The 21,755-nt window shown below is 69.6% G+C and carries 22 protein-coding genes; 9 read left to right on the top strand and 13 right to left on the bottom strand.

The window, feature by feature from the left end:
- Positions 1–537: 537 nt before the first annotated feature.
- The 3 genes from ASE10_RS16515 to ASE10_RS16505 form a co-directional block, all read right to left on the bottom strand.
- Positions 538–1,374 carry a hypothetical protein gene (locus ASE10_RS16515; RefSeq protein ID WP_055909420.1) on the bottom strand — a complete coding sequence of 279 codons (837 nt, stop codon included), beginning with the start codon at positions 1,372–1,374 and terminating at the stop codon, positions 538–540.
- Between the two features lies 1 nt (position 1,375).
- Positions 1,376–2,275, bottom strand: a complete 900-nt coding sequence (gene tesB, locus ASE10_RS16510; protein WP_055909423.1) for an acyl-CoA thioesterase II — start codon at positions 2,273–2,275, stop codon at positions 1,376–1,378.
- 132 nt (positions 2,276–2,407) lie between these two features.
- On the bottom strand, positions 2,408–3,001 hold the full coding sequence (locus ASE10_RS16505; protein ID WP_055909426.1) for an N-acetylmuramoyl-L-alanine amidase: 594 nt from the start codon (positions 2,999–3,001) through the stop codon (positions 2,408–2,410).
- A gap of 41 nt (positions 3,002–3,042) precedes the next feature.
- On the opposite strand from ASE10_RS16505, the gene ASE10_RS16500 reads away from it, so the two are divergent.
- The 4 genes from ASE10_RS16500 (at position 3,043) to ASE10_RS16485 (ending at position 7,077) form a co-directional block, all read left to right on the top strand.
- A complete protein-coding gene (locus ASE10_RS16500) occupies positions 3,043–3,543 on the top strand; it encodes an MOSC domain-containing protein (RefSeq protein WP_055909430.1) in 501 nt (166 codons plus the stop codon).
- 93 nt (positions 3,544–3,636) lie between these two features.
- Positions 3,637–4,167: an alpha/beta family hydrolase gene (locus tag ASE10_RS16495; RefSeq protein WP_056305756.1), complete on the top strand. Its 531-nt coding sequence runs from the start codon at positions 3,637–3,639 to the stop codon at positions 4,165–4,167.
- A 97-nt stretch (positions 4,168–4,264) separates the two neighbouring features.
- A complete protein-coding gene (gene rlmKL / locus ASE10_RS16490) occupies positions 4,265–6,460 on the top strand; it encodes a bifunctional 23S rRNA (guanine(2069)-N(7))-methyltransferase RlmK/23S rRNA (guanine(2445)-N(2))-methyltransferase RlmL (RefSeq protein ID WP_055909436.1) in 2,196 nt (731 codons plus the stop codon).
- Between the two features lie 8 nt (positions 6,461–6,468).
- Positions 6,469–7,077, top strand: coding sequence for a methyltransferase domain-containing protein (locus ASE10_RS16485; protein WP_157480987.1), 609 nt, complete (start codon positions 6,469–6,471; stop codon positions 7,075–7,077).
- On the opposite strand, the gene ASE10_RS16480 is transcribed toward ASE10_RS16485, so the two are convergent.
- Entirely contained in the window at positions 7,074–7,904 is an 831-nt protein-coding gene (locus ASE10_RS16480; RefSeq protein ID WP_055909442.1) for an AraC family transcriptional regulator, read from the bottom strand. The two genes, ASE10_RS16485 and ASE10_RS16480, sit on opposite strands and share 4 nt — an antisense overlap.
- Positions 7,905–8,020: 116 nt before the next feature.
- Between ASE10_RS16480 and ASE10_RS16475 the strand changes: the two genes are divergently transcribed.
- The 3 genes from ASE10_RS16475 (at position 8,021) to ASE10_RS16465 (ending at position 10,591) form a co-directional block, all read left to right on the top strand.
- The gene (locus ASE10_RS16475) at positions 8,021–8,989 is read left to right on the top strand and encodes an alpha/beta hydrolase (RefSeq protein ID WP_055909445.1); all 969 of its coding nucleotides are present in this window, start codon (positions 8,021–8,023) and stop codon (positions 8,987–8,989) included.
- Between the two features lie 224 nt (positions 8,990–9,213).
- A complete protein-coding gene (locus ASE10_RS16470; RefSeq protein ID WP_055909448.1) occupies positions 9,214–10,083 on the top strand; it encodes a pirin family protein in 870 nt (289 codons plus the stop codon).
- Between the two features lie 250 nt (positions 10,084–10,333).
- Positions 10,334–10,591 (top strand): hypothetical protein, encoded by a 258-nt coding sequence (locus tag ASE10_RS16465; protein ID WP_055909450.1) that lies wholly within the window; start codon positions 10,334–10,336, stop codon positions 10,589–10,591.
- Between the two features lie 89 nt (positions 10,592–10,680).
- Here the strand turns inward: ASE10_RS16465 and aqpZ are convergent, their stop codons facing one another.
- The 8 genes from aqpZ to mfd all read right to left on the bottom strand — a co-directional run bounded on the left by aqpZ (position 10,681) and on the right by mfd (position 18,948).
- The gene (aqpZ, locus tag ASE10_RS16460; protein WP_055909453.1) at positions 10,681–11,391 is read right to left on the bottom strand and encodes an aquaporin Z; all 711 of its coding nucleotides are present in this window, start codon (positions 11,389–11,391) and stop codon (positions 10,681–10,683) included.
- Positions 11,392–11,576: 185 nt separating this feature from the next.
- Positions 11,577–12,014: a hypothetical protein gene (locus ASE10_RS16455; protein WP_156087834.1), complete on the bottom strand. Its 438-nt coding sequence runs from the start codon at positions 12,012–12,014 to the stop codon at positions 11,577–11,579.
- Between the two features lie 181 nt (positions 12,015–12,195).
- Positions 12,196–13,056 (bottom strand): pirin family protein, encoded by an 861-nt coding sequence (locus ASE10_RS16450; protein ID WP_055909459.1) that lies wholly within the window; start codon positions 13,054–13,056, stop codon positions 12,196–12,198.
- 116 nt (positions 13,057–13,172) lie between these two features.
- On the bottom strand, positions 13,173–13,550 hold the full coding sequence (locus ASE10_RS16445; protein WP_055909462.1) for a hypothetical protein: 378 nt from the start codon (positions 13,548–13,550) through the stop codon (positions 13,173–13,175).
- A gap of 133 nt (positions 13,551–13,683) precedes the next feature.
- On the bottom strand, positions 13,684–14,358 hold the full coding sequence (gene nfi / locus ASE10_RS16440; protein ID WP_055909465.1) for a deoxyribonuclease V: 675 nt from the start codon (positions 14,356–14,358) through the stop codon (positions 13,684–13,686).
- On the bottom strand, positions 14,358–14,870 hold the full coding sequence (locus tag ASE10_RS16435) for a phosphoglycerate mutase family protein (RefSeq protein ID WP_055909468.1): 513 nt from the start codon (positions 14,868–14,870) through the stop codon (positions 14,358–14,360). Before ASE10_RS16435 ends, nfi begins: the two co-directional genes overlap by 1 nt.
- A gap of 9 nt (positions 14,871–14,879) precedes the next feature.
- Complete coding sequence (locus ASE10_RS16430) at positions 14,880–15,299, bottom strand: heme-binding protein (protein WP_055909470.1); 420 nt, start codon at positions 15,297–15,299, stop codon at positions 14,880–14,882.
- Positions 15,300–15,483: 184 nt separating this feature from the next.
- Entirely contained in the window at positions 15,484–18,948 is a 3,465-nt protein-coding gene (gene mfd / locus ASE10_RS16425) for a transcription-repair coupling factor (protein ID WP_055910027.1), read from the bottom strand.
- Between the two features lie 510 nt (positions 18,949–19,458).
- Between mfd and ASE10_RS16420 the strand changes: the two genes are divergently transcribed.
- Positions 19,459–19,944, top strand: a complete 486-nt coding sequence (locus tag ASE10_RS16420) for a MarR family transcriptional regulator (protein ID WP_055909473.1) — start codon at positions 19,459–19,461, stop codon at positions 19,942–19,944.
- Between the two features lie 128 nt (positions 19,945–20,072).
- Positions 20,073–20,498: an organic hydroperoxide resistance protein gene (locus ASE10_RS16415; protein WP_055909475.1), complete on the top strand. Its 426-nt coding sequence runs from the start codon at positions 20,073–20,075 to the stop codon at positions 20,496–20,498.
- A 78-nt stretch (positions 20,499–20,576) separates the two neighbouring features.
- On the opposite strand, the gene ASE10_RS16410 is transcribed toward ASE10_RS16415, so the two are convergent.
- Positions 20,577–21,626, bottom strand: a complete 1,050-nt coding sequence (locus ASE10_RS16410; protein WP_055909478.1) for a class I SAM-dependent methyltransferase — start codon at positions 21,624–21,626, stop codon at positions 20,577–20,579.
- Positions 21,627–21,755 lie beyond the last annotated feature (129 nt).

Here is a 21,755-nt window from a genome sequence, read left to right as displayed (position 1 = left end):
CAACAGCTTCCGCCCGCTGCGCGTGCGGGTCACTTTCTCTTGCTAGCCCAAGAGAAAGTAACCAAAGAGAAGGGCTTGCCTAGACAACCCTCCCGTGCGAATTCGGAGCTGGCGCGGGGATTTTTCGAAGGAACATCCTGTTCCTCGAAAAACGGCGCGCGTCCTGCGCGCCGCCCTTCGGGTCTGGGTGGGATTGGGCGAGTGCGNTCGGAGCTGGCGCGGGGATTTTTCGAAGGAACATCCTGTTCCTCGAAAAACGGCGCGCGTCCTGCGCGCCGCCCTTCGGGTCTGGGTGGGATTGGGCGAGTGCGGGGGCATTGGATTTCAATGCCGCGGCAACGGCAACGGCAACGGCAACGGCAACGGCAACTGCACGCGGGATCGGGTGAGCGGAGGCGAACCGCGCCATCGCATCGGCGCGATTGTCGCCGTGCCCTACGATCCACGCGGCTTGGCTCGCCCATTCAACGGGCTTGGCACGGTCCTGGAGAGCTTGGCTAGCTTGAGCGGCATAGCAAAGCCGCACCCGCAATCGGCTTACATCGCCACGTGCTTGATCGTCCGCACCACCTGCCAACGCCCGTCCACCGACTTCACTTCCAGCGTCTTGTACGACGCCGACATGCGGTGGTGATACGCCTCGTACTCGATCTGCCCGGACTCGCGCGTCTGCGGGCGGAACGCCTTGACGTCGACCAGCAGCGCCGCATGCCCGGAGGCGCGGTGCACGCTGCCCTGGGCGTCGTCGGCGATGCGCACGCATTCCGACAGCGGCACCACGCGGCGGCCGCGCAGTTGCGCCTGCATCGCGTCGATCATGGCCTTGGACACGTCCTTGCCGTCGATCGACAGGCACAGGGTGTCGATCGGCGCGGCCTTGCGCAGTTCCTGCGCGAACACCGCCGCCGCCAGCGGTTGCGGGATCGCCGCGACCGAGCCGTCGAGCGGGTGCTTGGCCAATGCGGTCTCGGCCGGGTCTTCGCGGAGCGAATGCACGATCGCCATCGCCAGCACCACCACGATCACGCCGATCAGCGCCAGCTTGATCCGGAACGCGCGCCGCTGCGCCGGAGTGCGGCCGGGCGCGGCCTGCTCGGGCGCGCGGAAACTGATCGCCGAATAACCTTCGCCGCCGCGGGTGGAGTCGATCAGGCCGGCGGCGCGCAGGATTTCGCGCGCGCGCACCTGGTCCTCGGACTTGACCACCCACACCGCAGGCTTGGGCGAGTCGTTGTCGCTGTAGCTGAAACCGCTGCGGCGATTGCCCTTGTAGGAACGGTTGTGGGTGACCCGTACTTCGATATCGGCATCGCGCAGCATCTGCGCGACCGACTCGACGTTTTCCAGGCGGGCGCTGGAGAATACCTGTCTCATCTCAGTCCTTCGACGGCACGTGCGCGGCCGCCGCGGCGTCCTGCACTACACGGATCAGGCCTTCCTGCGCGGTGCTCGCGACCAGGCGGCCGTTGCGGTCGAAGATCTGCCCGCGCGCCAGGCCGCGCCCGCCCTGGGCGCTGGGGCTGTCGATCGAATACAGCAGCCAGTCGTCGGCGCGGAACGGGCGGTGGAACCACAGCGCATGATCCAGCGAGGCCATCTGCACGTTGGGCTGGTAGTAGCTGATCCCGTGCGGAAAGGTCGCGGTGCCGAGCAGGTGGAAGTCCGAGGCGTAGGCCAGCAGGGCGCGGTGCAGTTCCGGCGCGTCGCCGACCGGTTCGCTCAGGCGGAACCAGACCTGTTGATAGGGCGGGCGCTTGGGCGGGTTGAGCTCGTCGCGCGGATAGACGTGGCGGAACTCGAACGGCCCCTGCCGCGACAACCAGCGCTGGACCTTGGTCGGCAGCGTCGCCATCACCTCCGGCGGCACCGCCGGTGCGGGGGCGATGTCTTCGGGCTTGGGCACTTCCGGCATCGACAGCTGATGCTCGCCGCCGTCCTCGTCCTTCTGGAACGAGGCGGCGAGGAAGAAGATCGGCTGGCCGTGCTGGATCGCGGTGACCCGGCGCACCGAGAAACTGCCGCCGTCGCGGGTACGGTCGGCCTGGTAGACGATCGGGGCCTCGATATCGCCGGCCTTGAGGAAATAGGCGTGCAGCGAATGCGCGCTGCGCGGCGCTTCCAGGGTGGCCTGAGCCGCCGACAGCGCCTGCCCCAGCACCTGGCCGCCGAACACGTATTTGGTGCCGATATCGCGGCTCTGGCCGCGGAACAGGTTGTCCTCCAGCCGCTCCAGCGACAGCAGTTCGATCAGTTCGGAGACGGGCGATGAGGTCATGGGGCGCGGTTTCGGCCGGGTCGGTACGGCCTAGAAGTATACGGCCCGGTCGTTGCGGGCCCGCGCAGGCGGCCGCTGCGGGAACGGCGCCGGCCGCAATTGTGCGGCCCTGACGCCGTGGTCCGCCGGACGCTAGGCCGCGCCGGCCTCGGAGCCCGATTCCGCCGCCAGCCGTTCCAGCCCGCAGGCATCCAGTACCCGCGGCCACGGGAATTGCGGCCCCGGATCGCGCTTGCGCTGCACCAATACCGCCGGGTCGTCGCTGGCTTCGACCCGGCTCGTGTCCAGGTCTTCGTGGCCGGCGATCCAGCGCAGTGCGGGCAGTTGCGCGCGCAGGTCGGCCAGCAGGGCGATCAGGGCGTCGATCTGGGCCGGGGTATAGGCCTCGTCCATGGCCTGATGGCGCGAGTCCAGCCAGTTCGGGTAGCGGCCGGTGTTGACCAGTTCGATCCCGACCGAGCGCAGGTTGTAGCCGCGGGTGTGGTGGGCGCTGCGCAGCGGCTCGACGTAGCGGTGCACGCTGCCGTCGCGGTCGACGTAATAGTGGCCGCTATTGCCGGTGCCGGAGGCCGGGTAGAGCACCCGTTCGCCGTATTCGCGGGCGGTCGCCAGGTCCGGCAGTTCGGTGCAGTGGATCACCACCAAGTCCACCATTTCTGCGCCACGCGCCCCCAGCAGGGCCTCGTAGGGCAGCGGTTCCACGCGCAGGGTCGGAAGGGGCGGCATGGGGGCGGATGCTAACATTCGCCTTCGCACCGGAGCCCGTCATGTCCCTGCCGCCCGCCGACTCCGCACTCGGCCGCCTGATGGCCAACCTGCCGCGCCCCGGCCGGGTGGAGTGGATCGGGCTGCGTCCCAAGCGCGACGTGCCGATGCAGGCGGTCGAGGAAGCGCTGGCGCAGACCGGCATCGGCCTGGTCGGCGACCGCTACGCCGGCGGCAGCGGCAAGCGCGGGCTGACCCTGATCCAGGCCGAGCACCTGCCCGCGATCGCGGCGCTGGCCGGACGCGATTCGCTGGACCCGGCGCTGCTGCGCCGTAACGTGGTGGTGTCCGGGCTGCCGCTGGTGGCGCTCAAGGGCCGCCGCTTCCGTCTCGGCGAGGCGGTGCTGGAAGGCACCGAAGACTGCGATCCCTGCTCGCGCATGGAAGACGCGCTCGGCCCGGGCGGTTACAACGCCATGCGCAATCACGGCGGCCTGTGCGCGCGCATCCTCGAAGGCGGCCGGATCCGCCGCGGCGACCAGCTGGTCGTGTTGGCCGATTGATAGGCAGATCGACGGGCCAGTCGACCGGCCGACCGCTCGCCGCACCGTTTCTCCACACCGTTCCCCACGACGCGACACCTACCCCGGACACGCATGAGCACGCGCGGACACTGCATTCTTTCCCATGGCTTCGAAAGCGGCCCCGATGCGACCAAGGTCACCGCCCTGGCCGAGGCCGCGCAGCGCCTGGGCTGGAGCCACGAGCGTCCGGACTACACCGATCTGGACGCACGCCGCCAGGTCAGCGAACTCGGCGACGTGCCGCAGCGGCTGCAGCGCCTGCTCGCGCTCGCCCAGGCGGCCGCGCAGCGCGGACCGGTGGTGTTGGCCGGTTCCAGCCTCGGCGCCTACATCTCCGGCCTGGTGTCGCTGCAGGTGCCGGTCGCCGGCCTGTTCCTGATGGCGCCGCCGGTGCGCATGGGGCCGGCGCGGCGCCTGGAGGCCGCGCCGGTGCCGATCTCGATCCTGCACGGCTGGGACGACGAACTGATCCCGGCCCAGGAGGTCGTCGACTGGGCCTATCCGCGCCGCGCGCGCGTGCTGCTGGTCGACGACAGTCATCGCCTGTCGGCACACGTCGAAGCCAGCGCCGAGGCGTTCGCTCAATTGTTGCAAGGCTTGTGACGGCCGCGCCGCCACACGCGTCCTTGACCGGCAGCGCGGATACTGCGCGTAGACCGGCATTGTCTTTTTCGTTCCTCTCGTCATTCAGGAAATCTTCGTGAAGTTCTACGTCAGCTGCGGTAAGGGTCTGGAATATCTGCTGGCCGACGAACTGGTCGCGCTCGGCTGCGCGCGCGCGACCGCCGCGCTGGCCGGCGCCAACGCCGAAGGTGAGTTGCGCGACGCCCAGCGCGCGGTGCTGTGGTCGCGCCTGGCCAGCCGCGTGCTGTGGCCGATCGCCGAATTCGACTGCCCGGACGAGCACGCGCTCTACGCCGGTGTCGCCGCGATCGACTGGCCGCAGCATCTGGACGCGACCCATACGCTGGCCGTCGATGCGCATGTCTCGGGCACCGCGATCACCCACGCGCGTTACGCCGCGCAGCGGGTCAAGGACGCGGTAGTCGACGTGATGCGCGCGCGCACCGGCGCCCGCCCGGACGTGGACGTGGACGCGCCCGACCTGCGCCTGAACCTGGTGATCCGCAAGAACCGCGCGATCGTCTCGATCGACCTCGGCGGCGGCTCGCTGCACCGCCGCGGCTGGCGCCTGAAGCAGGGCGAAGCGCCGCTGAAGGAAAACCTCGCCGCCGCGGTGCTGCTGCGCGGCGGCTGGCCGCGCGTGTATGCCGAAGGCGGCGCGCTGCTCGATCCGATGTGCGGCAGCGGTACGCTGCTGATCGAAGGCGCGCTGATGGCGGCCGACGTCGCCCCGGGCCTGCTGCGCCACGACGGACTGGCGCCGACGCGCTGGCGCGGCTTCGACCGCGGCGCCTGGCAGGAACTGTGCGCGCAAGCGCAGGAGCGCGAGGAGGCGGGCCGGGCCGCGCTGCGGCCGGTCTTCCACGGCAGCGATCTCGACCCGCACGCGATCCGCGCCGCACGCGACAACGAAGTCATGGCCGGCCTGGCCGGCGTGATCCGCTGGCAGGTTTCGCCGGTCGAACAACTGCAGGACCTGCCCGTGGCCGCGCCAGGCGCGGGCGAAGCGGGCGAGGGCGGTGCTACCGCCGCCGCCACCGGTCTGGTCGTCTGCAACCCGCCCTACGACGCGCGTCTGGCGGCCGATCCCGCGCTGTACCGCGGCCTGGGCAAGACCCTCAAGCGCCTGGTGCCGGAATGGCGCGCCAGCCTGCTATGCGGCGATGCCGAACTGGCCCAGGCCACCGGCCTGCGCGCGAACAAGAAATACCAACTGTTCAACGGCGCGATCGAATGCACTCTGATCGTGTGCGACCCGATCGCGCCGCGCGCGCGCGCCGATGCCGGCGAGGACGCCGCGCCGCAGGCGCTGTCCGACGGCGCGCAGATGGTCGCCAACCGCCTGCGCAAGAACCTGCACAAACTCAAGCGCTGGCGCGAGCGCGAACAGGTCGGCTGCTACCGCGCCTACGACGCCGACCTGCCCGAGTACGCGGCCGCGATCGACGTCTATACCAGCGACGAGCCCGAACCGCAGCTGCACCTGCACGTGCAGGAGTACGCCGCGCCCGCCACGATTCCCGAAGCCGACCAGCGCCGCCGCCTCAACGAACTGCTGGCGGCCGCGCGCGACGCCTTGGCGGTACCGCGCGAGCGCATCGCCCTCAAGACCCGCGCACGCGGCAAGGGCGGCAGCAAGTACGGCCGTTTCGATCAGCGCGGCGAATTCCTGGTGGTGCGCGAAGGCGCGGCCAGGCTGCGCGTGAACCTGCACGACTACCTCGATACCGGCCTGTTCCTGGACCACCGGCCGATGCGCCTGCGCATCGCCGAAGAAGCGCGCGGCCGCCGCTTCCTCAACCTGTTCGGCTACACCGGCGCGGCCAGCGTGCACGCCGCGGTCGGCGGGGCCGTGCGGACCACCACCGTCGACCTGTCGGCGACCTACCTGCAGTGGTGCGCCGACAACCTTCGCGAGAACGGCATCGGCGGCGCCGATCACCGCCTGGTCCAGGCCGACGCGGTGGCTTGGCTGGAAGCCGACCGCGGCCGCTACGACCTGATCTTCTGCGACCCGCCGACCTTCTCCAATTCCGCGCGCGCCGACGACTTCGACATCCAGCGCGAACACGTGCGCCTGCTGCGCGCCGCGGTCGCGCGCCTGGCCGACAACGGCGTGCTGTACTTCTCCAACAACTTCCGCCGCTTCCGCCTCGACCAGGACGCCGTCGCCGAGTTCGCCGACTGCCGCGAGATCAGCGCCGAGACCATCCCGCCCGATTTCGCCCGCGACGCCCGCATCCACCGCTGCTGGCGGCTGCAGCCGCTTTGAACGACGCCATGAAACCACGCAAGCTCGGTACCTGGACCTTCTTCCGCCAATGGCTGAAGAACCCGCTGCGCACCGCCGCGGTCGCGCCGTCCAGCCCGGAGCTGGCCGCGGCGATGATCGCCGAGCTGCCCGACGACGCGCGCCGCGTGATCGAACTCGGCGGCGGCACCGGCGCGATCACCCGCGCCCTGCTCGCGGCCGGCATCGCCGACCACGACCTGCTGGTGCTGGAACTCAACGAGGAACTGCACGCGCATCTGCATCTGCGTTTCCCGCAGGTACGGGTGCTGCTGGGCGATGCCGGTTCGCTGCCGGAGCTGGCGCGCGCCAACGGCTATCTCGACGAGGGCCCCGCCGACGCGATCGTGTCCGGCCTGGGGCTGCTGACCATGCCGCAGCCGCTGCAGCTCAGTCTGCTGGCGGCGGCGTTCGAATGCCTGCGCGCGGACGGCGTGTTCGTGCAGTTCACCTACGGCCCGGCCGCGCCGGTGGCCGACTCGGTGATGCGCGAACTGGACCTGCACGTGCACCGCGGCGAATTCGTGCTGCGCAACGTGCCGCCGGCGACGGTGTACGTGTACACGCGCAAGCCGCAGCGGACGGCCAAGGCCGTCTAGGCGCGCTGCCGGCTCTGCTTCCATTCCCGCGGCGATAGTCCGCACTGGGCCTTGAAGGCGCGCGACAGCGTCGATTCGCTGCCGTAGCCGACCTCGTCGGCGATGCGCTTGAGCGAGCGCCCCTGCACCAGCGCGCGCTGCACCAGCGCGACCCGCCATTGCTGCAGATAGGCGCCCGGCGTGCAGCCGACGGCATCGCGGAACGCATTGGCGAACGCGCTGCGCGACATGCCGGCCTGGGCCGCGAGCGCTTCCAGGCTCCAGTCCTGGGCAGGCGCCTCGTGCATGGCGACGATGGCCAGGCGCAGTCGCGGATCGGCCAGTCCCGCCAGCATGCCGACGCGGGTCTGGCCGTTGTCCATGAGATGACGCAGGACCTGGATCAGCACCACTTCGAACAAGCGGTCCAGCATCGCCCTGCGCCCGCAGCGCTGCTCGAAGGCTTCTTCGAACAGCAGCGCCAGGCTGTGGTCGAGACCGGAGATGGTGTCCAGCGGCAGGCACACGAACGCAGGCAGGGCGGCCGCCACCGGGTTGGCGCTGCCGCCGTCGAAGCGCAGATGGGCGCAGGTCAGTTCGGCGCCGGCCGCGTCGTCGATCACGAAGCGGTGCGGCAACGGCCGCGGATACAGCAGCAGGCTGGGCGTGGCGACGCGCGCAGCGATCGCGCCGCCGTGGCTCACCGCGACTTCGCCGCGCCGGATCAGGTGCAGCTGACCGCTGTCGCCGTCGGGCGTGAGGTCGTTGATGCCGCACAGCGTTCCGGCCTGGAAGGTCTGCGCCCGGACCGAAAAGCGGTGGAGCAGGGCGTCGAGTCGGTCGGCCATCGATACTCCAAGCAATGTTTTAAGGATTATATGCCGCAAATAGTATCGGCTGGGCGCGCAAAGTACGTCCTGCCGACAGGCAATGCCTTTCCCACCTTTTCGCTTAGGAGCACCGCATGAACGTCCTGCACCGTACCGCCCTTGGTCTGGCCGTCCTGGCCGCGTCCGCCGTCTCGGCCGAGGCCGCCGCCGCCCAGGCGACCCCGGCCCAGACCGGCCCCTCCGTCGTCGCCGCCCACGACATCGACCGCAGCGCCGGCTACATCACGACCCGCGACGGCGTACGCCTCTACTACAAGGACTGGGGCCCGAAGAACGGCCCGGTCGTCACCTTCAGCCACGGCTGGCCCTTGAACTCGGACAGCTGGGAATCGCAGATGCTGTTCCTGGCCGATCACGGCTATCGCGTGGTCGCGCACGACCGTCGCGGCCATGGCCGCTCCAGCCAGCCCTGGGACGGCAACGACATGGACCATTACGCCGACGACCTGGCCACGGTGATCGAAACCCTGGATCTGAAGGACGCGACCCTGGTCGGTTTCTCCACCGGCGGCGGCGAAGTGGCGCGCTACATCGGCCGCCACGGCACCTCCCGGGTCAAGAAGGCGGTGCTGGTGAGCGCGGTGCCGCCGCTGATGCTGCAGACCGCCGACAACCCGGGCGGCCTGCCGATCGCGGTGTTCGACGGCCTGCGCAAGGCCTCGCTGGAGAACCGTTCGCAGCTGTACCTGGACATCGCGTCGGGCCCCTTCTTCGGCTACAACCGTCCCGGCGCCAAGCCCTCGCAGGGCCTGATCCAGTCGTTCTGGGTGCAGGGCATGCAGGCCGGCCACAAGAACACCTACGACTCGATCGCGGCGTTCTCGGCCACCGACTTCCGCGCCGACCTCAAGCGCATCGACGTGCCGACCCTGGTGATCCATGGCGACGACGACCAGATCGTGCCGATCGACAGCTCGGGCAAGGCCTCGGCCGCGCTGATCAAGAACGCGCGCCTGATCGTCTATCCGGGTGCGCCGCACGGCCTGACCGATACCCACAAGGACCGGCTCAACCAGGACCTGCTGGCCTTCCTGCGCCAGTGAACCCACCGATCCGGCCCCGCAGCCGCGGGGACCGGATCGCCCCGGCCGGCACGGAGCGCTCCCGACATCGGGAGCGTTCCGCGTTCTGTGTACCGGCGCCCGCACGGGCAGTTATCGTTCCAAATATGTAAATGATGTTCCTAGTTATGGCTATATCGTTCCGATAATGCGGTGGCATCCTGTGCCCAGCGCCGAACCGGCGACCCATTCCAGGAGAGAGGTCCATGACCACCGCCACCCACGACGTTTCCCTTCGCTACGCACGCGTCGGCCGCAAGCTGCGCGGTCAGCCGACCTCGGACGGCGCCGGCGTGCGCCTGACCCGGGTGATCGGCGGAGCCGAGCTGCCCGATCTGGATCCGTTCCTGTTGCTGGACGAATTCGGCACCGACCGCGCCGAGGACTACATCGCCGGTTTCCCGGAGCATCCGCACCGCGGTTTCGAGACGGTGACCTACATGCTCGACGGCCGCATGCGCCACAAGGACAACCACGGCAACGAGGGCGTGCTGGTGCCCGGCAGCGTGCAGTGGATGACCGCCGGCCGCGGCCTGGTGCATTCGGAGATGCCCGAGCAACACGAAGGCCGCATGCGCGGTTTCCAGCTGTGGGTGAACCTGCCGGCGCGCGACAAGATGACCGATCCGCGCTATCAGGAATTCGCGCCCGAGCGCATTCCGCTGCTGCAGCCGGCCGACGGCGCGGCGGTGAAAGTGATCGCCGGCCGCGTCGGCGACACCGACGGCCCGATCGCGCAGCCGGCGACCGATCCGGTGTACCTGGATATCGCCCTGGACGCGGGTGCGCAGTGGCAACACGCCTTGCCCGAAGGCCACAACGCCTTCGTCTACGTCTACGAGGGCGCGGCCGCGATCGGCGATGGCGTCGATGCGCGCGAGGTCGAGGCGCAGGAGCTGGCGGTGCTCGCCGGCGGCGAGGTGCTGAAGCTGCGCGCAGGCGCCGCCGACACCCGCGCGATCCTGGTCGCGGGCCGGCCGCTGCGCGAGCCGGTCGCGCGTTACGGTCCGTTCGTGATGAACACCAAGCAGGAAGTGATGCAGGCGTTCGTGGACTTCCAGGAAGGCAAGTTCTAAGCCAGCGGTCCGGCCTCGCCGATCGCCGCAAGACTTACCGGGCCGCGCATCGCGCGGCCTTTTTTTGCGCACCGTTGCGATGCGGTGGAAACGCTGAAGCGCGAGGTTCTGGCCGCTATCCGCGGCTGGCGGCGTTAGCTGCTATCGGCGCAGGCTCTCATCGGTTCGTCCCATTGGACGTACCGGCCGATGAGAAACGCGCCGGCGCTGCCGTCCGGCCGCGCCGTCTCCATGCGAAGGAGTGCAGCTCATGCCCGGGATCGATCCCAACAAGTTCGTCATCGTCGCCAGTTTCGTCTCGCCCGGCGTCAGCCAGGGCGCCGGCGGTTTCGCCATCGTCGGCGGCAAGGTCGTCAAGATTCCGCCGCGCGGCATCAAGCTGGCGATGGCCGCGTACCAGATGCTCGACGCCGCCGACAGCGCCAGCAACCGCAAGCTCGCTGCGCAGCTGCAGCAGGCCGCGCTGGACGCGGCCGAGGACGCGGTGAAACAGAAAGCGGCGCGCTGATCGCGCAAACGACAAGGCCGCGCCCCACGCTCGACGTGGCGTGGGACGCGGCCTTTCGTGCTGCGCGCTGCGTTTGTGGCGGCGCCCGCTCAGTCCTTGTCGAACCAGCGGTAGATCACGCCGCCGAGCAGGCCGCCGAGGATCGGCGCCAGCCAGAACAGCCACAGTTGCGAGATCGCCTGCGAGCCCGCGAACAGGCCGACGCCGGTCGAGCGCGCCGGGTTCACGGAAGTGTTGGTGACCGGAATGCTGATCAGGTGGATCAAGGTCAGGGCCAGGCCGATCGCGATCGGAGCGAAGCCGGCCGGCGCGCGTTTGTGGGTCGCGCCCAGGATCACGATCAGGAACATCGCCGTCATCACCACTTCGCACAGGAACGCCGCCGCGACCGAATAGCCGCCCGGCGAATGCGAGCCGTAGCCGTTGCTGGCGAAGGCGCCGGCCGCGTTCGGGTCGACCGAGAACTCGGGGTTGCCCGATGCGATCTGCCACAGCACGAAACCGGCGAACAGGCCGCCCAGCACCTGCGCGACGATGTAGGGCAGCAGGTCCTTGCCGGCGAAGCGTCCGCCCGCCCACAAGCCGAAACTCACCGCCGGATTGAAATGCCCGCCGGAGATATGGCCCAGCGCGTAGGCGCCGGTCAGCACGGTCAGGCCGAAGGCCAGCGCCACGCCCAGGAAGCCGATGCCGAGTGGATTGCCGACGCCGCCGAAATTGGCCGCCAATACCGCGCTGCCGCAACCGCCGAGCACCAGCCAAAACGTACCGATGAATTCGGCGCCGAGTCGTTTGATCATGATCTTCCTCCTGGATGACGGATCGGGAACTTCCGTTGTGCGATAACTTCCGGTGTGCGATGGCCACGGGCGTGCCAGCGCCTGCGCACACGGTACGCCGCGCGCGGGCCCGCGCAAAGCCTGGGAGGAAGATCGAACGCAGCGATGGCGGCGCGACGGTCGGAAACCGTCGCGCCGTCACCGGATTACTTGCTGCTCAGTCGGGCCGAAGGAAATCGCAGCCCCTGGGTCAGGCCCAGCACTTCGCCGAGCTTGTCGGGCGTAGCGGCCTGCAGCCAGATGTGAGCGATCCGGCCGTCGTCGAGATTGAGCAGGGTTTCGCGCACCTGCATCTCGGGCTTGCCGGCGAGTTCGCCGCGGTACCAGAACACGGATTTGCCGTCGATGCTACCGGCTTCGGCGCGGTCACCGCGCTTGGGCGTGAACGGCGATTTGTTGGAAATGTACATGCCGAACGCTTCGCTGCCGTCGTTGCGCAGGGCCCGGCAGAAATCCGAACCGGCGTTGGCTTTGTGTTCCCAGGTCAGTTGCGAAGAAGGCGGCAACTGCGGGCATCCATCCTGGTCTTGAGCCTGTGCGCTTCCTGCGTACAGGAGCCCGACGAGCACGGGCAGGATCGACATGCTGCATGCCGGCATTTTCACGACTACATCCCCCTTGAGGTCGTTGGACGATAAAACGTGACCTGCGTCAGAACATAAGGCAGTTCGAGGGGATTGACAAATCCTGTGGTTTCAGATGCAACTGAATGGGCGCGGTGCCGGGCTGGACCCTGCCTAGAGGCGGTCCAGCCGCCGCGGCGGCTCAGCGCTCGGGCAGGGGGATGAACTCGTCGTCGCCCGGGACCTGGCCGAAGCGGCCGTCCAGCCAGTCCTGCTTGGCCTGCTCGATGCGCTCCTTGGAACTGGAGACGAAGTTCCACCACAGGTGGCGCGGGCCGTCCAAGGGCTCGCCGCCCAGCAGCATGGCCTTGAGCGGGGTCTTGGCGCGCAGCACCGGGCGCATGCCCGGGTCGAGCACGACCAGATGTTTTTCCGGGATATCGGCGCCGTCGAGCTGGGCCTCGCCCTCGAGCAGGTAGATCGCGCGTTCGGCGTGGCTGTCCTCGATCGCGAGTTCGGCGTCGGCGTCCAGATCGACGGCGACGTAGAGGGTGTCGCTGAACACCCGCACCGGCGATTCCTCGCCGTAGCCGCGGCCGGCGACCACGCGCAGCCAGGCGCCGTCGCGACGCAGTTGCGGTAGCGTCGCCGCGCCGTGGTGATGGAAGGCCGGCGCGGTCTCTTCGAAGGATTTGGGCAGGGCCACCCAGGTCTGCATGCCGTGCAGCGGATGCTCGCCCGCGCGCAGCGCCTGCGGGGTGCGTTCGGAATGGGCGATGCCGCGGCCGGCGGTCATCCAGTTGACGTCGCCGGGGTTGATGTCCTGGACGCTGCCCAGGGTGTCGCGGTGGCCGATGCTGCCCGACCACAGGAAGGTGACCGTGGCCAGGCCGATGTGCGGATGCGGACGCACGTCGATGCCGCGGCCGGGCTCGAACAGCGCCGGCCCCATGTGATCGACGAACACGAACGGCCCGACCGAGCGCGCCTGGATCGAAGGCACGGCGCGGCGCACCTGGAAGCCGCCGAGGTCGTGGACGCGGGGGGCGATGATCGTGCTCATGGCGTGGCTCTCTGGCTGCGCGGAATCGATGCCCGCAAGCTTGTCACGGCTGCCGCCACGGCGCAGCGCGGGCGCGCGCAACGGCCTGTTGCGCGCGCGGCGCTTGGCGGTCTCGATCAGGGTGTCGCGGCGATCCTGACCGTGGCCGCCGGAGCGTCGCCATGGGCCAGCGCGGTCAGTTCGATGGTCCAACGGCCGGCGCTGAGGCTGCGTGCGTTTTCGGTGTTGAACGCCAGCGGCTGCGCCGCGCCGTCGACGGGGGCGAATTCGAAGGTGACATCGGCGTCGCCGGCGCGGATGCATTGCACGTTCGGCGGGCAGCGCGAATCGGCGGTCACGCCGATGTAGCGCAGCTGCGAGCGGTCGGCCAGGGCGATGCGCTCGCCGGGTTTCAGGGTCGCGCTGCCGTCGCTGCCGAGGGCGCCGGGGCCGCCGCCGCTGGCGCAGGCGGACAGGGCGGTGAGCGAGAGCAGGGCGGCGAACAAACGGGTCATCACGGGCTCCGTGCGCGAGCGATGCGGAAGCCCAGGATCGTACCCGATGCCGCCGCGTGCGCCGCGACGCGGCCTTCACCGCTGCAGGGCCGAGGATCGGGATGGATGATGCGTCGGCCGGTGCCGCCCGGCTTCAACGCCGGTCGCGACGCGAGGCCAGGCGATCGGCGAGCCGGGTCGGCTCGGGCAGGCGATAGCCGCGCAGGCAGCCCAGGGTCAGGGTCAGCGCGCTCGCCATCGACACCCGGTGTCCGGGCGAGACGATCAGCGGCAGGCAGCGCGGCTTGCTGCGCAGGACCTGGCCGATCGGCCGGCCACGATGCAGCAATGGCGCGTGGTCGCCGCTGTGCGGACCGACCTCGTCGTGCCGACCGACCAGGACCTTCTTGGCCACGCCGATGCTGGGCAGGCCGGTGGCGACGCCGAAATGCGCGGCGATGCCGAGCCCGCGCGGATGGGCGATGCCGTGGCCGTCGACGAAGACCAGATCCGGCACTTCATCTAGCAGCGCCAGCGCGGCCAGCAGCGCCGGCAGTTCGCGGAAGCTCAGCAGGCCGGGGATGTAGGGCATCCGGGTCGGGATGCGCGCGACCTGCTGCTGCACGGGCTGCAGGGTTTCGGCGTCGAGCAGCACCGCGGCCGCGCGCGTGGTCGCGCCTTCGTCTTCGAAACCGACGTCGAAGCCGGCGATGCGGCGCAGCGGCGTCGGGTAGTCGTCGTGCAGTACGACTTCGCGCGCCAGCGTTTCCTGCAAGGCGCGCGCAGCCGCGACATCGCCGTCCCAGGCCGGCAGCGTGGCCTGGCGCATCAGTAGCGGGTCTCGCTCAAGTGCGGCCGGCCCTGGACGTCGAAGTCGACGACGATGCGGCGGTCGAATTCGGTGTCCGCCATCGGCGCGACCGCGCAGCCGCACAGGGCCGCGGCGATTTCCGGCACGGTGTTGCTGTGGCCGACCACCAGCACCTTGCCCAGCGGATGCCGGCGGCGCAGCTGCGCGGCGAATTCCGCGGCCGGCAGCTTGGCGTCGTACACGGTCACCGCCATCGCGTGGGCGCTGGCGGTCGGCGCGGCGGTGTCGCGGGTGCGCTTGTAGCCGGTGGCGTAGACGGCGAAGACCTCGCTGCCGGCGAAGCTCTCGGCCAGGCGCTGCGCGCGTGCGCGGCCGGCATCGCTGAGATTGGGGTCGCGCGGATCGTCGTCGCTCTTCTCGGCATGGCGCACCAGCACGAACTCCAGCGGCACCGGCGTCGCCGGACGGCTCGCGCAGGCGGCGAGGACGCACAGCAGCAGGCTCAGTGCCAGGGGCTTGATCGGCGTCATGCGCGTACTTTACAGCGCGTCCAGAAGTTCGGCGCCGGCGCGCGCGATCTCGCCGTCCTGGGCCGAGGGCGCGCCGGCCACGCCGATCGCGCCCAGGCTCTGGCCCTGCGTCTGCAAGCGCACGCCGCCTTCGATCGGCAGGCTATGCGGCAGGCCCAGCACCACATGGTGGCCCTGGCTCAGCAGCTCCTGGTGGAACACGGTATCGCGGCGGTAGTTGGCGGCGTGCTCGGCCTTGCGGATCGCGACTTCGACGCTGGAGTTGGGCGAGCCGTCCATGCGTTGGAAGTGCAGCAGGCGGCCGGCGTCGTCGACGATCGCGATCGAGACGTTCAAGCCGTCGGCGATGGCGCGCGCCTCGGCGGTCTGGGCGATGCGCCTGGCCGCCGCCAGGCTGAGCGTGGTACGGGTCGACAGCAGTTCCTTCATGGGCGATACCGTGGCGATGGCGTGAGAGGGAAGCACCGCATCCTACGCCGGAGGGCGTGGGCCTGGATCGGGAGGCGACGATGCGTCCGCTGCGATCCGATGTTGCGCGACGGTGCGGTTCGCCTTGGGCTCACCGCACCCTACGGCTCTCGCAGGGTGCGGTGGCAACCGCAGCGGCGCGCGACTACGCGGCTTGCCGCAGCACGGTCAGCAGGCCCTTGGCCGCGGCCAGGCGCGCCGGCGCATCCGGCAGGTCGAGCTTGATCTTGAGTTTGTCGGCGCCGTCCATCTGATAGAGCTTGGACTGGGTCTGGATCAGGCGGATCACCGCCATCGGGTCGACGTTGGGTTTCTCGATGAACTGCACGCGGCCGCCCTTCTCGCCCAGGTCGAGCTTGCGGATGCCCAGTTCGGTCGCGGCCAGTTTCAGCTCGGCCACCGCGAACAGGTGCTTGGCCGCGTCCGGCAGCAGGCCGAAGCGGTCGATCATCTCGACCTGCAGTTCGCGCAGGGCGTCGACGTCGCGCGCGCCGCTGACGCGCTTGTACAGGGTCAGGCGGGTGTGCACGTCGGGCAGGTAGTCGTCGGGAATCAGCGCCGGAATGTGCAGTTCGACCTCGGCGCCGCGCGCTTCGACCGAATCCACGTCGGGCAGCTTGCCCTGGCGGATCGAACGCACCGCGCGTTCCAGCAGCTCGGTGTAGAGGCTGAAGCCGACTTCGGCCATCTGCCCGCTCTGGTCCTCGCCCAGCAACTCGCCGGCGCCGCGGATTTCCAGGTCGTGGGTGGCCAGGGTGAAACCGGCGCCGAGTTCGTCCATGGCCGCGATCGCGTCCAGGCGCTTGCGCGCGTCGGGCGTGATCGAGCGTTTGTCCGGCACCACCAGGTAGGCGTAGGCGCGATGGTGGGAACGGCCGACGCGGCCGCGCAGCTGGTGCATCTGGGCCAGGCCGAACTTGTCGGCGCGGTTCATGATGATGGTGTTGGCGTTGGGGATGTCGATGCCCGATTCGATGATCGTGGTCGCCAGCAGCACGTTGAAGCGTTGCTTGTGGAAGTCGAGCATCACCCGTTCGAGTTCGCGCTCGGCCATCTGGCCGTGGGCGACGCCGATGCGCGCCTCCGGCACCAGCTCCTGCAGCTGGCGCTGCATGCGGCCGATGCTTTCGACGTCGTTGTGCAGGAAGTAGACCTGGCCGCCGCGCGCGAGCTCGCGCTGGAAGGCCTCGCGCAACTGGGCGTCGTCCCAGGGCACGACGAAGGTCTGCACCGCCAGGCGATGCGCGGGCGGGGTGGCGATGATCGACAGGTCGCGCAGGCCGGCCATGGCCATGTTGAGCGTGCGCGGGATCGGGGTCGCGGTCAGGGTCAGCAGGTGCACGTTGGCGCGCAGCGCCTTCAGCGCTTCCTTCTGGCGCACGCCGAAGCGTTGCTCTTCGTCGACGATCACCAGGCCCAGGTCGGGGAAACGCACGTCGGGCTGCAGCAGGCGATGAGTGCCGACGATCACGTCGATCTTGCCCTCGGCGAGCTTCTCCAGTTCGGCCTTGATCTCCTTGGCCGTCTTGAAGCGCGACAGCACTTCCACCCGCAGCGGCCAGTCGGCGAAGCGGTCGCGGAAATTGCGGTAGTGCTGTTCGGCCAGCAGGGTGGTCGGCACCAGCACCGCGACCTGCTTGCCGGCGGCGGCGGCGACGAAGGCCGCGCGCACCGCGACCTCGGTCTTGCCGAAGCCGACGTCGCCGCAGACCACGCGGTCCATCGGCTGGCTGCTGCCGAGGTCGCGGATCACCGATTCGATCGCGGCGTGCTGGTCCGGGGTTTCCTCGAACGGGAACGCGGCCGCGAACGGTTCGTACATGACGCGGTCCACGTCCAGGGCCAGGCCGGCGCGGGCCTGGCGCTTGGCCTGGATCTCGAGCAGTTCGGCGGCGACGTCGCGGACCTTCTCGGCGGCTTTCTTCTTGGCCTTGGTCCACTGCTCGCCGCCCAGCGAATGCAGCGGCGCGGTTTCGACCGATGCGCCGGAGTAGCGGCTGATCAGGTGCAGCTGCGCGACCGGCACGTACAGGCGGTCGCCCTTGGCGTATTCGATCTCGAGGTATTCGCCGGGTTGTCCGCCGGCTTCCAGCACGATCAGGCCGCGGTAACGGCCGACGCCATGGTCCTCGTGCACGATCGGCGCGCCTTCGGACAGCTCGCCCAGGTCGCGGATGATCGCTTCGGGCTCGCGTCCGACGCGCTTGCGCCGGCGCGGTTGCGAGGCGCGGTCGGGGAACAGCTGGCGTTCGGTCAGCGTCGCCAGGGCCGGTTCGGTCAGGGCGAAGCCGTCGTCCAGCGGCGCCACCGCGATCGCGAAGCGGCTGTCGCCGGTCGCGAACGCGCTCCAGTCGCCTAGCACCTGCGGGCGCAGTTCGGCGGCCAGCAGCAATTCCAGCAGCGCCTCGCGCCGGCCGGCGCTGTCGGCGGCGATCAGCACGCGGCCGCGGTAGCTGCCCAGGAAGGACTTCAGCGCCTGCGCGGGCGCCGCGTCCTTGGCCGCGACCGGCAGCGCCGGCGCCGGTTGGTCGCCGAGCGCGAGCGCGCGTTCGCGTTGCGGATGGCCGTCGCCGCAGACCTCGACCCGGTCGCCGCGGTTGAGGCGTTCGCGCAGCGCGTCCGGCGACAGATACAGCGCGTCGGGCGGCAGCAGCGGGCGTTCGAGGTCGTGGCGGCGCTGTTCGTAGCGCTCGCCGGTATGGGTCCAGAATTGCTCGGCGGCCTCGAACGCGCCGTCGCCGATCACCGGCAATACGTTCGCGGCCAGGTAATCGAACAGGGTCGCGGTCTCGCTGAAGAACAGCGGCAGGTAGTACTCGATGCCCGACGGCGCCAGGCCGGCCTTGAGGTCCTGATAGAGGCCGCTGCGGCGGGTGTCGAGGTCGAAACGGTCGCGCAGCGCGTCCAGTGCGCGCTTCAGCGATGCCTCGTCCAAGGGCACTTCGCGGCCGGGCAGCAGGCGCACCGCTTCGATCTTGTCCAGCGAGCGTTGCGATTCGGGATCGAAGGCGCGGATGGTGTCGATCTCGTCGTCGAGCAGCTCGACCCGGAACGGCGAGTCGGCGCCCATCGGATACACGTCGAGCAGGCCGCCGCGGACCGCGAAGTCGCCCGGGTCCAGCACCTGCGGCACGTTGCGGTAGCCGGCCGATTCGAGCCGGCGCTTCTCCGCGTCCAGATCCAGGCGCTGGCCGACGCGCACGTCGAAACTTCCGCCGACCACGTGCTTGAGCGGCGCCAGGCGTTGCAGCACGGTCTGCACCGGCACCACCACGATGCCGTGCTGCAGGCTCGGCAGGCGGTGCAGCGCGGACAGGCGCTGCGAGACGATGTCCGGGTGCGGGCTGAACTGGTCGTAGGGCAGGGTTTCCCAATCCGGGAACGGCAGCACCGGGATCGTGTCGTCGTCGCCTAGCAGGGTGCGCAGGTCGGATTCCAACTGGTGCGCGGCGTGGTTGTCGCGCGCGATCGCGAGCACCGGACCGGCATGCGCGGCCGCGGCGGCGGCGAGGTGGAAGGCCAGCGCGGACGGCGAGGCCGGCGCGCGCCACCAGGCGCGCTGTTGGCCGGGTTTGGGCAGCGGCGGGGCGGGAAACGGAAACTTGGGCATCGAAGCGGCGGTCATCGGCAAAAACGAATGCGGCGCCGGCGGCCGTTCGCCACCCGCGCGTAGGGACTTCGGCCTTGCGCGAGCGCGGCCCAAGCATGTGCAGGCGGATCGCGCAGCGACGGAAGGCGCTGGCGGGACTGCCCGGTCGAACAGGGCGCCGAGTGTACGCGAGCGCGGTGAGCGGCTCGTGCGCAGTCGGACGGGGTTCGATATACGCGGTCGCTGTCGCAGGGGTTGAGACGGATGCGGCTGGTGGGAGGTCGAGGCGATACCGCTACCGTCGGATGCCTCCCCCTGTGGGAGCGGCGTAAGCCGCGATTGCGTGGCGCCTCGGGCGCGCGTCGCCGTTCGGGTTGGCGCGATCGCGGCTCACGCCACTCCTACAGAAAGCTGAGGGCTCCCGCAGAAGGCTGACCTTCCCCACAAAAACGATTGTCGGCGCGAATGCTTTGCCTTCGTTCATAAAAAATAGCTTGCAATTAAATAGCGCGCTATGTAAATTGTGACCCCATGAAGCCGCACACCGCCAAACCGACCGCCGAGCCCTTGGCCGCAGCTGCCCCGCAGCCCTCGCTGAAACTCGACGACCAGCTCTGCTTCGCCCTGTATTCGACCGGCCTGGCCTTGAACAAGGTCTACCGCAAATTGCTGGCGGGCCTGGGCCTGACCTATCCCCAGTACCTGGTGATGATGGTGTTGTGGGAGCGCGACCAGGTCACGGTGTCGGAGATCGGCGAACGCCTGTTCCTGGACTCGGCCACGCTGACCCCTTTGCTCAAGCGCCTGCAAAGCGCGGGCCTGATCAGCCGCACCCGCGCCCAGGCCGACGAACGCCAGGTGATCATCGCCCTCACCGAGACCGGCCGCGCGCTGGAACAGCCGGCGCGTGCGGTGCCGATGGGCATCTTCGGCGCTGCCGGCTGCGCGCCCGAGCAGCTCGGATCGATGAAGTCGCAGCTGGAATCGCTGCGCGCCAACCTGATGCGGCACGCCTGAGCGCGGCGCCAGGCACGCGACGTTCCGGACCGGCCCGGATTGATCGACCAATCACGAACCACGAATCACGAAACCGGCGACGGTTTCGCCAACCACGAACCGACCCAACCCCACCCAGGAGCCATCCCATGTCCCTCGACCAAGTCCTCTACACCGCCCACGCCACCGCCACCGGCGGCCGCGACGGTCGCGCCGTTTCCTCCGACAACGTCCTCGACGTCAAGCTGACCACCCCGCGCGAACTCGGCGGCGCCGGCGGCGACGGCACCAATCCCGAGCAGCTGTTCGCGGCCGGCTATTCGGCCTGCTTCATCGGCGCGCTGAAGTTCGTCGCCGGCAAGGAAAAGATCGCGCTGCCGGCCGATACCTCGATCGAAGGCGCCGTCGGCATCGGCCCGATCCCGGTCGGCTTCGGCATCCAGGTCGAGCTCAAGATCTCGCTGCCGGGCCTGCCGCGCGAACAGGCCGAAGCGCTGGTCGAGAAGGCGCACCAGGTGTGTCCGTACTCGAACGCGACCCGCGGCAACATCGACGTCACCCTGACCATCGTCTGATCGCGGTCGAAGCAGGCAATACCGGATCCCGGCGCGGCGACGCGCCGGGATTTTTCGTGTGCGCCGCCTGGGTGCGGACTACGGCCGCGCTTCCAGCACCAGGTTGAACGGTGTCTGGGTGGCGCGGCGGAAACGGCTGAAGCCGCCTTCGCTCATGACTTGCTGCAGCCGCGCTTCGCCGGCCTGCGCGCCCAGCGCCGGACCGTTGCGCGCCAGCGACACCGGCACGCAGATCTGCGAGGACGCGCCGTAGTACACGCGTCCGACCGGATTGAGGTTGTCCTCGACGCGGTCGCCGGCGAAGGGTTCGACCAGCAGGCAATGGCCGTCGGGCTTGAGCGCCTGGCGCGCGTGGCGCGCGGCGCCGACCGGGTCGCCCATGTCGTGCAGGCAATCGAAGAATGCGATCAGGTCGAAGTTGCGGCCGGTGTAGCTGCTGGCGTCGGCGACTTCGAAATAGGCGTTGTCGATGCCGGCGTCTTGGGCGCGGCGGCGCGCGGTCTCGATCGAGGCGGCGTGGTAGTCGTAGCCGATGAAGCTGGTGTTGGGGAAGGCCTTGGCCATCAGCGTGGTGCTGGCGCCGTGGCCGCAACCGACATCGGCGACCTTGGCGCCCTGGCGCAGTTTGTCGAGCACGCCGTCCAGCGCCGGCAGCCATTCGTTCAGCAGGTGCGCGTTGTAGCCGGCGCGGAAGAAGCGCTCGGTGCCCTGGAACAGGCAGGGGTGGTGTTCGCCCCATTCCATGCCGGCGCCGGTGCGGAAATTGTCCTTGGTGCGTTCCAGGGCATGGAACGCGGCCTCGACGATGGAATAGGCGCCGGGCAGATCGACCGGTCCGCCGGGGTCGGCCAGGCACAGCGCCTGTTCCTCGCTGAGCGAGTAGCGGCCGTTGCCGGCGTCGTACTCCACGTAGCCGCCGGCGGCCTGGTTGCCCAGCCACTCGCGCACGTAGCGCTCGTTGGTGCCGGTACGTGCGGCCAGTTCGGCCGGACTCAGGGCTTCCTTCGCCAGCGCCCGGTAGTAGCCGAGCTGATCGCCGACCAGCATCAGCGTGGCGCTGATCGAGGCGCCCAGGTCGCCCACGGCGCGGCCCAGGAATTCGTTGAGGCGTGCTTCGTCGATGCTCATGTCCGCGTCCTGAACGGTCCGTCCCTGGACGCGCGGCAAGCCCTGCCGCAGGCCCCTGTGTGCATGAGAGCCAACGCGGCGGGCGCGCGGCGGCGGACAGCCGTCGGTCGGAGCTGGCGGAAGAGCGGT

Origin of the sequence: Lysobacter sp. Root76, from assembly GCF_001428685.1 — a bacterium.
Lineage (GTDB): Bacteria > Pseudomonadota > Gammaproteobacteria > Xanthomonadales > Xanthomonadaceae > Lysobacter.
Note: the sequence above shows the minus strand (reverse complement) of the source record. Positions and strands in the feature narration are given on the sequence as shown.

Bases quoted from the DNA above. Each gene is read 5' to 3' on its own strand.
- ASE10_RS16505 (WP_055909426.1), bottom strand. From the start codon at position 3,001: ATGCCGCCCCTTCCGACCCTGCGCGTGGAACCGCTGCCCTACGAGGCC.
- aqpZ (WP_055909453.1), bottom strand. From the start codon at position 11,391: ATGATCAAACGACTCGGCGCCGAATTCATCGGTACGTTTTGGCTGGTG.
- ASE10_RS16415 (WP_055909475.1), top strand. From the start codon at position 20,073: ATGTCCCTCGACCAAGTCCTCTACACCGCCCACGCCACCGCCACCGGC.
- ASE10_RS16470 (WP_055909448.1), top strand. From the start codon at position 9,214: ATGACCACCGCCACCCACGACGTTTCCCTTCGCTACGCACGCGTCGGC.
- ASE10_RS16410 (WP_055909478.1), bottom strand. From the start codon at position 21,626: ATGAGCATCGACGAAGCACGCCTCAACGAATTCCTGGGCCGCGCCGTG.
- ASE10_RS16450 (WP_055909459.1), bottom strand. From the start codon at position 13,056: ATGAGCACGATCATCGCCCCCCGCGTCCACGACCTCGGCGGCTTCCAG.
- nfi (WP_055909465.1), bottom strand. From the start codon at position 14,358: ATGCGCCAGGCCACGCTGCCGGCCTGGGACGGCGATGTCGCGGCTGCG.
- tesB (WP_055909423.1), bottom strand. From the start codon at position 2,275: ATGACCTCATCGCCCGTCTCCGAACTGATCGAACTGCTGTCGCTGGAG.
- ASE10_RS16435 (WP_055909468.1), bottom strand. From the start codon at position 14,870: ATGACGCCGATCAAGCCCCTGGCACTGAGCCTGCTGCTGTGCGTCCTC.
- ASE10_RS16515 (WP_055909420.1), bottom strand. From the start codon at position 1,374: ATGAGACAGGTATTCTCCAGCGCCCGCCTGGAAAACGTCGAGTCGGTC.
- ASE10_RS16445 (WP_055909462.1), bottom strand. From the start codon at position 13,550: ATGACCCGTTTGTTCGCCGCCCTGCTCTCGCTCACCGCCCTGTCCGCC.
- ASE10_RS16430 (WP_055909470.1), bottom strand. From the start codon at position 15,299: ATGAAGGAACTGCTGTCGACCCGTACCACGCTCAGCCTGGCGGCGGCC.
- ASE10_RS16420 (WP_055909473.1), top strand. From the start codon at position 19,459: ATGAAGCCGCACACCGCCAAACCGACCGCCGAGCCCTTGGCCGCAGCT.
- ASE10_RS16495 (WP_056305756.1), top strand. From the start codon at position 3,637: ATGAGCACGCGCGGACACTGCATTCTTTCCCATGGCTTCGAAAGCGGC.
- ASE10_RS16500 (WP_055909430.1), top strand. From the start codon at position 3,043: ATGTCCCTGCCGCCCGCCGACTCCGCACTCGGCCGCCTGATGGCCAAC.
- mfd (WP_055910027.1), bottom strand. From the start codon at position 18,948: ATGCCCAAGTTTCCGTTTCCCGCCCCGCCGCTGCCCAAACCCGGCCAA.
- ASE10_RS16455 (WP_156087834.1), bottom strand. From the start codon at position 12,014: ATGTCGATCCTGCCCGTGCTCGTCGGGCTCCTGTACGCAGGAAGCGCA.
- ASE10_RS16485 (WP_157480987.1), top strand. From the start codon at position 6,469: ATGAAACCACGCAAGCTCGGTACCTGGACCTTCTTCCGCCAATGGCTG.
- ASE10_RS16465 (WP_055909450.1), top strand. From the start codon at position 10,334: ATGCCCGGGATCGATCCCAACAAGTTCGTCATCGTCGCCAGTTTCGTC.
- ASE10_RS16475 (WP_055909445.1), top strand. From the start codon at position 8,021: ATGAACGTCCTGCACCGTACCGCCCTTGGTCTGGCCGTCCTGGCCGCG.
- ASE10_RS16480 (WP_055909442.1), bottom strand. From the start codon at position 7,904: ATGGCCGACCGACTCGACGCCCTGCTCCACCGCTTTTCGGTCCGGGCG.